The following is an 8715-nucleotide window of genomic DNA, read 5'->3' as shown; positions in this document are numbered from 1 at the left end:
CTGCGGTTGCGTGCGGGGCGCGGCTGCGGCGACGGCTGCGGTTGCGTGCGGGGCGTGGCTGCGGCTACGTGCAAGGCGCGGCGGAGGTTGCGGTGCGGGTTACGACCAGGTGTGGACCGGCTCGTTCGTGTGCATCGCCTCGCGGTACTCGAGAAGGGTGGCGCGCAGGGCGTCGGCGCGTTCCATGCCGGTGCGGGCCCGCATCCGCTTCGCGAACCACTCCGCACCGTTCGTCTTCGCGGCGCAGCGCCCCTCGATGATCCCGAGATACCGGTCGCGCTCCGCAGCCGACACGCCCCACGCGTCCAGGCCCTCGGCGGCGAGCGGCAACAGCGTGTCGCGCACCAACTCGGTCGCCGGCACGTGGCCCACACCCGGCCACGACAGCCGCGCGTCGATGCCGTCGCGCGCCGCCGAGAGGAAGCTCTCGCGCGCCGTCGCGAACGGCATCCGCGACCACACCGGCCGCTCATCCTCCGCGAGCGAACGCACCAGACCGAAGTAGAACGCCGCGTTCGCGACCGTGTCCGCCACCGTCGGCCCCGCCGCAAGGATCCGGTTCTCGACGCGAAGATGCGGCATCCCGTCGGCCACGTCGTACACCGGACGGTTCCAGCGGTACACCGTGCCGTTGTGCAGCTTCAGCTCGGCCAGCGACGGCACACCGCCCGCCTCGAGCACCTCCAACGGATCCTCATCGTCGACGATCGGCAGCAGCGCCGGGAAGTAGCGCACGTTCTCCTCGAACAGGTCGAACACCGACGTGATCCAGCGCTCCCCGAACCACACCCGCGGACGCACCCCCTGCGCCTTCAACTCCTCGCTGCGCGTGTCGGTCGCCTGCTCGAACAGCGGGATGCGGGACTCCCGCCACAGCTCCCGCCCCAACAGATACGGCGAGTTCGCCGCCACCGCCAGCTGCGCCCCCGCGATCGCCTGCGACGCGTTCCAATACGCCGCGAACTGCGCCGGCGACGTCTGCACATGGAACTGCGTACTCGTGCACGCCGCCTCCGGCACGATCGAGTCCGCCGTCGTCTCCAGCCGCTCCGGCCCCGCGATCGAGATCGCCAGATCCTCGCCGCGCGCATCGAGCACCTGCTCGTTCAACAGGTCGTACCGCGAATCCGCGCTCAACGTGCTCCGGCTCAGGTGCCGCTCCGCCAGCGTGGGCAGGATGCCGATCATCACCAGATGCGCACCCAGGTCCTCCGACCGCGCCTCGGCCTCGTTCAGCCGCTCGCGCAGACCCTCCTCGAACGTCGTCAGCCCGCCCTCGCGCAGCTTCGCCGGCGGGACGTTGATCTCCACGTTGAAACGCCCCAGCTCCGTCACGAACGCCGGGTCCGCGATCGCCCGCAGCACCTGCTCGTTCCGCATCGCCGGGTCACCGACGGCGTCGACGAGGTTCAACTCGAGTTCGAGACCCGTCATCGGGTCATCCGTGTCGAAGAGCGCCTCGCGCAGCATCCGCTCGAACACGTCGAGGTTGCGACGGATCTTCTCGCGATGAAGGGTGCGGTCCGCGCCCGTGATCTCCTGGCTCTCGACTTCTTCTCCCACCCCGCCACGATAGGTCGCGACACCGCCGCCCGCCGGGGCGTTGACAACCCGCGCCCCGTCGACCATGACGCGCTAACCCATCACGCCGCGAATAGCCAGGGGTTGGTTCGCATCCGGCGCCTGCCTAGCGTGGGTGGTCCCGGAACGCGCCGCTTCCGGAAAGATCGACGGAAGGACCAGATCATGGGACTCGACGACAAGATCAAGAACGCCGCACAGGACCTCACCGGCAAGGGCAAGGAGGCCGCCGGCAAGGCGAGCGACAACGAGCGCCTCGAAGCCGAAGGCCACCAGGACCAGACCGAGGCCAACCTCAAGAAGGCCGGCGAGAACGTGAAGGACGCGTTCAAGTAAGCCTCCCTCCACCGAACGCCCGGGCCCACCACGGACCCGGGCGTTCGGCATCCCACCCCGCATCCGACGACTCACAGACGGATGCCGGGGCCCGCCACACCTGTTCACGTACACTTCACTCGACGTTTTCCCCGACGTGACGCGTGAACTCCCCCCTCCACGGCCGTCGGCGGGCGCCCGGGAGACACATGAAACGGCTGACATCGCTCGACGGTCTGCGCGGACTCGCCGCGCTCATCGTCCTCGTGCACCACATCATGCTGACGTTCCCGCTGTTCGCGGAGCCCTATCTCAAGGGCCGCGCCGAGAACGGCCTTCCCGAGCTGCTCGCCTACAGCCCGCTGCACATCTTCTGGGACGGCGCGGGCGCGGTCTTCATCTTCTTCGTCCTGAGCGGTGTCGTGCTCACGCTGCCCGTGCTCAAGCAGGGCCGCGACTTCTCATGGGTCGGCTACTACCCGCAGCGACTCCTGCGCCTCTACCTGCCGGTCTGGGCGGCGATCATCGTCTACCTCGGCTGGGTGCTGATCATCCCGCGCGACCGCGGCATGGAGAGCGCCTGGCTCGACATCACGAGCAAGCCCGTCAGCCCCGAAGCGATCTGGGGCGACGCGACCCTGCTGTTCGGCACCGGTGACCTCGTCAGCCCGCTCTGGTCGCTGCAGTGGGAGATCGCGTTCTCGTTCCTGCTGCCCGTGTTCGTCTTCCTCGGCGTCCGGTTCGCCCGGTACAACTGGATCCTCGCGATCGCCGCCGTCGTCGGCATCGGCGTCTCGGCAACCCTCGGCAACCGTGCGCTCGTGTACCTGCCGATGTTCCTCATCGGCGTCGTCATCGCCACCTGGCTGCCGACCATCCGCGCGTGGAAGCCGAGCCGCGGCACGCAGGCGCTGCTCCTCCTCGCCGCACCCATCCTGCTCGTCTCGCCGTGGCTCATCCGCCCGTTCGAGTCGCTCCGCTTCCTCGTGAAGCCGTTCGACGCGGTCACCACCATCGGCGCCGTCGTCGCCGTGATCGCCGCGATCGTCGTCCCGATCTTCCGCCGCTTCCTCGAGAGCCGCGTCATGCAGTGGTTCGGGCTCATCTCGTTCAGCCTCTACCTCGTGCACGAGCCCGTCGTGATCTCGATGGCGCACCTGTTCGGCGACCAGAACCTGCGCATCGCCGCCCTCGTCAGCGCCGTCCTGTCGATCCCGCTGTCGTGGGTGTTCTTCAAGATCGTCGAGATCCCGAGCCACAAGCTGTCGCGTCGCGTCGGCGACTTCGTCCGTGCGCGCACGAAGAAGCGGCCGCAGCCGCACGCGCCCATCGCGCCCGACGTCCACGCGCACCGCGCCTGACCCCTCGCTAGACTGACGCCGGGCCGACCCGGGCCCGCTGGGGAAAGACGCAATATGGCCGGGGGAGATCCCGCACCCGTCGCTCGGCGACGCATCGGTCTCGGCGCTCACGTGTGGTGGGATGCCGTGACCAGCGGTGCCTTCTTCTCGCCCGCGGCGCTGTGGATCAGCATCCTCATCGCGGTCACGGTCCTCGCCCCGTTCCAGCACATCGACGAGGGCGCCGGGGTGGCCCACGTCGTGTCCGTCGGATTCTTGGGGTGGGCGGCGCTCGCGGTGCTGCTCGTCCCGGTCGCGCTCGCCGAGCGGCGACTGCGCCGCGCGTCGCACCGCGGCATCCTCGTCCTCACCGCGGTCGCGGTGGCCGCCGGCATCCGCCCGTTCGTCAACGAAGCCATCTACGTCGGGCTGTACGACGGGGTGCCCGACTTCGACGGGATCGGCGCACGCATCGGGTCGAACGTGTTCGTCTGGCTCGCCGGCCTGTCGATCATCGCGATGACGGTGCGGTCGATCGAGCTCACCCGCGGTTCGCGCCGGCGACTCACCGAGGCGATCGCGGCGCTCACCGCCGGCCGCCGGCGTCTCGCCCGGTTCGAATCCGAGAACCGTGCCGAGCTCGCCCCGCTCGTCTCGCGACTGCGTCGCCGCCGCGACGAGATGCTCGCCGGCACGATCGACTTCGCCGCGGTCCGCGCGTACTCCGAGGAGGTGCGCACCGCGAGCCACCGTCTCGACGAACGCGCCGGCCTCGACCTGCGCGCCGTCCAGGGCGGCACCGGTGAGCACGCCATCGAGCCGCCGTCCCGGTCGGCGTTGACGATGCTCCGCCCCGCGCCGTACCTGCTCACCGGCTTCGTCTTCCTCGTCGGCGCCGTGCCGTACGCGTATCAGTCGAACGGACCGTGGGCGGCGCTCGCCGCGATCCTCGCCGGAGCGCCGGTGACCCTCGCGGCCGACGCCGTCATCCGGTGGCTCGCCCGCGGCAAGGCCCCCGCGCGACGCGGACGGATCCTCGTCGGCGTGTGGCTCGCAGCCGGCGTCGCGATGACCGCGGTCGCGTGGGGCATCCTCGGACCGGCCGATCCGACCCGCTTCGTGCCCCTCATCTCGCTGCCGCTCGTCGCGCTCGCGCTCGCTGCGTGCACCGACGCGATCGCCCGCGCCGCCGACAGCGCCCATCGCCTCGAAGCGGTGCTGAGCCTCGTCGCCCGCACCCTGACCGCGAAGACCGCGTCGGCCCGCCGCCCGCTGCGGAACGCGGCGCACGTGCTGCACGGGCGGGTGCAGGGACGGTGCGTGCTGTTCGCCGCGGCCGCCGACGAGTGGGAGCTCACGCCCGACGACATCGAGACGTTCCGGCGAGAGACGGATGCCGCCTTCGACTCGATCCTCGCGTTCATCGCCGAGACGGATTCGGTCGCGCTCGAGGGAACCCTGCAGGGGGCGCACGAGGACCTCTTCGAGCTCGTCGCGACGTGGCGGACGGTGCTCGGGGTGTCGAGCGAGATCTCGCCCGAGGCGGTCGACGCGCTGCAGGACCCGGCGCTGTCACGCCGCGTCGCGACCGTCGTGAACGAGGGGTTCGTCAACGCGATCAAGCACTCCGAGGCGAAGGAGGTGTGGCTGTCGATCGACGTCGTCGACGGTGCGCTGCTCGTCCGCACGTGGTCGCGCGGAGTGCTCGACCGCCGGCCCGCGGTGGGTCCCGAGCTCCGCGGCATCGACGTGCTCGGCGTCGGGTCGCGCATCTACCAGCGCGACGACGTCGTCGTGCTCGAGGTGCCGGTGCCGCTCAGCACTGAGGTCGTAGCCGCCGCGCCGGCGGTGCGGCGGCCGTGGTGGACGCCGCGGGCGCCGCGCGTCGGCTGAGGATCAGTACTCGGGGATCAGTACTCGAGCAGCGCCGCGACGACCAGCGCGAGCGCGCCGAGCGCGACCACGACCAGCACGGCATACGCCCACCGGGGCAGGCCCGGCGGCTTCGGAGCAGACCGTTTGCGACGGCGACGGGTCGACGAGCGAGCTGACATCAGTTTCCTCCCCCAGAGCGGTCATATTCGCACACATGCATTTCGTCGCCGTTAACGGGACCCTGCGGGTGGGTGCGGGTGGCGCCGCGTTGCCGCGATCACGGATGCAATGGATGCCGGGCGACACGCGGCATCCTGCGGTCGGGGGTCGGCGTGTCGGGTCGGATCTGTTGCATCCGTGAACGCCGGCGGCGCGGGTCGGTGCGGGCGACCCACCGTTCGCGGATGCAATGGATGCCGGGCGACACGCGGCATCCTGCGGTCGAGGGTCGGCGTGTCGGGTCGGATCTGTTGCATCCGTGAACACCCGCGGCGCGGGCGACCCACCGTTCGCGGATGCAATGGATGCCGGGCGACACGCGGCATCCTGCGGTCGGGGGTCGGCGTGTCGGGTCGGATCTGTTGCATCCGTGAACGCCGGCGACCGGCCGACCTCAACGCGCGGCGAGCATGAGGTCGGCGGTCCGCAGCGACAGGGCCATCTGCGTCAGTGCCGGGTTCGCGGTCAGGGCGCTCGGGAACGTCGAGTTGTCGCAGATCCAGAGGTTGTCGACCTCGTGGGAACGACCGGATGCGTCGACGACGCCGTCCTCGGGGTCGTCGCTCATGCGCGCGGTCCCGAGCGTGTGGCACGAGCGCTGCGTGACCCGCGTGCTGCGCGCCCCCGCCGCCCGCAGGATGCGCTCCATGACGGCCGCACCGTGCCGGTCGATGGCCCGCTCGTTCTCTCCCTGCGAGAACGAGATCTCGGCGCGCGGCATCCCGTCCTCGGCGAGTTCGTCGCTCAGCGTCAGCGCGTTGCGATCGTCGGGCAGGCACTCGCCGTTCATGCCGACACCCGCGCTGTACGGGTACTCGTCGATCGCCGACATGAGCTCCTCGCCCCACAGCCCCGCGCCGCGCACGAGCTGCGTGCCGAAGTTCAGCGGCATGACGCCGAGGCTCTGCAGCAGGTACCCGCCCAAGAAGTCGGCATCCGCGGGGCGCACGAAGTCCTCGCTGATGATCGACGACGGGTAGCCCCGGTATGCCCGGATCGGCTCGTCGAACCGGCCCCACACCTGCACGCCGCCGTGCGCCATGAACCCCCGCCCCACGACGCCGCTCGCGTTGCCGACCCCGGTGTGCAGCAGCAGCCGCGGCGTCTCCACGCCGCCCGCCGCCAGCACCAGCGCGGCGCACCGCTGCCGCCGCTCGACGCCGCCCGAGCGGTACACGACCGCGGTCACCCGGCCTGCGGCATCCCGTTCGATCCCGTGGACGAATGCGTCCGGGCGCACCTCGGCACCGGCCGCCACCGCGGCGGGGAGGTACGTGTTCGCGGTCGTCGCCTTCGCGCCGAACCGGTCGCCCTGGTGGATGTCGCCGTTGTCGACCGTCGCCGGACGCACACCGAAGTGCGGCTGGTCGCGGTCGCGCGTGAGGATCGCCGCAGGGCCGTCGGTCGCGGTGATGCCGAGCGCGTCGCAGCCGCGGATCATCACGTCGGACGACCCGTTGCGGCGCACCGGGGGATAGGCGTACCGGCGCGACGGATCCCACGGGTAGTGCGCGGGGCCGCTCACCCCGATGTCGGACTCCACCCGCTCGATGTAGCGGATCAACTCCGCATGATCGATCGGCCAATCCCGGCCCTCGCCGGTCTCCGAACGAAGCCGCAGGTCGCGGGCATCGGGCCGCGGCGTGAACGCACCCCAGTGCAGCGTGCTGCCGCCGACCCCGTAGCCGCTGTTGTTCGGCCCGAACGCCGTCGGATCGGCGCCGCCGCTCAGCCGGTCCGACATCCAGTTGATCTTGGTGGAATCCAGCTCGTCGGGCGTGAACTCGGCGGGCGCGAAGTCCGGCCCCGCCTCGAGCGCCACGACCCGCAGCCCCGCCTGCGCCAGCCGTGCGAGCAGCGGAGCACCGCCGGCGCCCGTGCCCACCACGACCACGTCGACGACCTCGTCGGCCGCGAATCGCTGCATGCCGGGGGCGTCGGTCACCCGGCGACGATCGCCGCTCATGCCGCCCCCTCCCCGAGCTCGGCCGGTTCCCACGCCTCGCGTCTGCCGGCGGAGATCTCCGACCACCCCACGGGTTGCGGACCCGTCCCGCCGATCGCGAACGCGTCGAACCCGATCCGTGCGAGCGATGCCGGGTGCGACAGCCACATCCGCAGCATGTCGTTGCGCGCATCCTCGAACCACGAGCGGATGCCGTCGGCCCCCAGACCCGCCGCGGGCATCCCGTCGGTCATGAGCCGAGTGATCAACGCGCGCTGCTCGGCGGCGTCGCTCGGCCACACCTCGGCGATCGCGTCGAGCCCGCGCGCGTACGCGACGGTGTCGACGGGGGAGCCCGCCGGACGCCAGCCGTCGCCGCCGCCGTCGGCGAGCATGTCGTCGATCCGCGCGGCCAGGTCGACGGCGGCGCCGTGCTGCGGGACGATCCGTGCGGCGAGCTCGCGCAAGGTCCCGACCTGCGCGTCGGTGAGGGCGCGCGGCACGCGACGCGGATCATCCGCGATCGCGCGGTGCGCGAGCGTCCGCCGCACCGCGACGTCGACCCGCGATGACGCGATCACCCGACCCCATTCCGCGGGGACCGTCGGCGCCGTGGTGCGGATCGCGTCCCAGAGCTCGGCGAGCACGGCGGCGACCCGCTCGGGAGCCTCGTACGGCAGCAGGTGGCCGACCCCCGGCATCCGCTCGACCCGCGCCCGGGGGTAGACGTCGGCGATCAGCCCGGGCTGCGCATCGGCGCCGAGCGCGTCGTCCTCCGTCCCCGCCAGGACGACCACGGGCAGATCCAGCACGCCCACGAGCCCGGTCGCGTCCTCGAGGCTTCCCGCGGTGAGCCAGTCGCGCCAAGCGGATGCCGGCTGTCGCACGACCGCGTCGACGGCGGCCTCGTGCACCTCGGGGGCGAGCGGGGCGGCGACGTTCGCGGCGACGAAAGCCGCGGCATCCTCGCGCGACAGGTGCGCGCCCTGCGCCGTCGCGAGCATCTCGGCGCGCTTGTCGTCGGGCATCGGCTCGGGCGTCGGGGGAGAGGGGGCGAGCAGCACGGCGCCCGCGAGCCCGAACACCGGCTCGGTGCCCGCGAGCACGCGGACCATCACGCGCGCGGCGACCTTGCCGCCGAGGCTGTGCCCGCACACGAGGAACGGGCCGCCGTCGGACGCGGCCGCGATCCGCTCGAGCGCCGTGTCGGCCAGGTCGTCCACCGACGCCGCCCGTCCGCGATCCAGCAGGTCGATCCCGACGATGCGCAGACGCGGGTCGGCGGCGGCGATGATCGCGTCGGCAGCGGCGGCATCCAACCCCAACCCGGGCAGGAAGAAGACGGTGCACTCGGGGGAGGGGGAGGGGGCGCTCGGCACGGCCTCACTCTAGGAACGGCGCCCACCTCTGCAGAACGCTTGCGCCCGGGGCGGGCACCTG

The 8715-nt window shown here is 71.8% G+C and carries 7 protein-coding genes; 3 read left to right on the top strand and 4 right to left on the bottom strand.

Annotated features, from left to right (window positions below):
• Positions 1 to 99: 99 nt before the first annotated feature.
• Entirely contained in the window at positions 100 to 1563 is a 1464-nt protein-coding gene (locus tag NH287_RS08985; RefSeq protein ID WP_253035340.1) for a glutamate--cysteine ligase, read from the bottom strand.
• Between the two features lie 183 nt (positions 1564 to 1746).
• Between NH287_RS08985 and NH287_RS08980 the strand changes: the two genes are divergently transcribed.
• From NH287_RS08980 to NH287_RS08970, 3 genes are all read left to right on the top strand, one after another.
• Positions 1747 to 1917 (top strand): CsbD family protein, encoded by a 171-nt coding sequence (locus tag NH287_RS08980; protein WP_064003284.1) that lies wholly within the window; start codon positions 1747 to 1749, stop codon positions 1915 to 1917.
• A gap of 188 nt (positions 1918 to 2105) precedes the next feature.
• The gene (locus NH287_RS08975; protein WP_253035339.1) at positions 2106 to 3257 is read left to right on the top strand and encodes an acyltransferase; all 1152 of its coding nucleotides are present in this window, start codon (positions 2106 to 2108) and stop codon (positions 3255 to 3257) included.
• A 54-nt stretch (positions 3258 to 3311) separates the two neighbouring features.
• The gene (locus NH287_RS08970; RefSeq protein ID WP_253035338.1) at positions 3312 to 5129 is read left to right on the top strand and encodes a hypothetical protein; all 1818 of its coding nucleotides are present in this window, start codon (positions 3312 to 3314) and stop codon (positions 5127 to 5129) included.
• Positions 5130 to 5146: 17 nt separating this feature from the next.
• Here NH287_RS08970 and NH287_RS08965 read toward each other — a convergent pair whose 3' ends face one another.
• From NH287_RS08965 to NH287_RS08955, 3 genes are all read right to left on the bottom strand, one after another.
• A complete protein-coding gene (locus NH287_RS08965; protein WP_197471646.1) occupies positions 5147 to 5290 on the bottom strand; it encodes a hypothetical protein in 144 nt (47 codons plus the stop codon).
• A gap of 434 nt (positions 5291 to 5724) precedes the next feature.
• Positions 5725 to 7296, bottom strand: a complete 1572-nt coding sequence (locus NH287_RS08960; protein WP_253035337.1) for a GMC family oxidoreductase — start codon at positions 7294 to 7296, stop codon at positions 5725 to 5727.
• Complete coding sequence (locus NH287_RS08955) at positions 7293 to 8654, bottom strand: alpha/beta hydrolase (RefSeq protein ID WP_253035336.1); 1362 nt, start codon at positions 8652 to 8654, stop codon at positions 7293 to 7295. The genes NH287_RS08960 and NH287_RS08955 overlap by 4 nt, the downstream gene beginning before the upstream one ends.
• Between the last annotated feature and the right edge of the window lie 61 nt (positions 8655 to 8715).

Origin of the sequence: Microbacterium sp. CnD16-F (genome assembly GCF_024124465.1) — a bacterium.
Taxonomy (GTDB): Bacteria; Actinomycetota; Actinomycetes; order Actinomycetales; family Microbacteriaceae; genus Microbacterium; species Microbacterium gawkjiense.
The sequence above is the reverse complement of the archived record's forward strand: the minus strand, read 5'-3'. Positions and strand labels throughout refer to the sequence as shown.

Coding starts and splice junctions, on each gene's coding strand:
- NH287_RS08980 (WP_064003284.1), top strand. CDS start 1,747: ATGGGACTCGACGACAAGATCAAGAACGCCGCACAGGACCTCACCGGC.
- NH287_RS08975 (WP_253035339.1), top strand. CDS start 2,106: ATGAAACGGCTGACATCGCTCGACGGTCTGCGCGGACTCGCCGCGCTC.
- NH287_RS08970 (WP_253035338.1), top strand. CDS start 3,312: ATGGCCGGGGGAGATCCCGCACCCGTCGCTCGGCGACGCATCGGTCTC.
- NH287_RS08965 (WP_197471646.1), bottom strand. CDS start 5,290: ATGTCAGCTCGCTCGTCGACCCGTCGCCGTCGCAAACGGTCTGCTCCG.
- NH287_RS08960 (WP_253035337.1), bottom strand. CDS start 7,296: ATGAGCGGCGATCGTCGCCGGGTGACCGACGCCCCCGGCATGCAGCGA.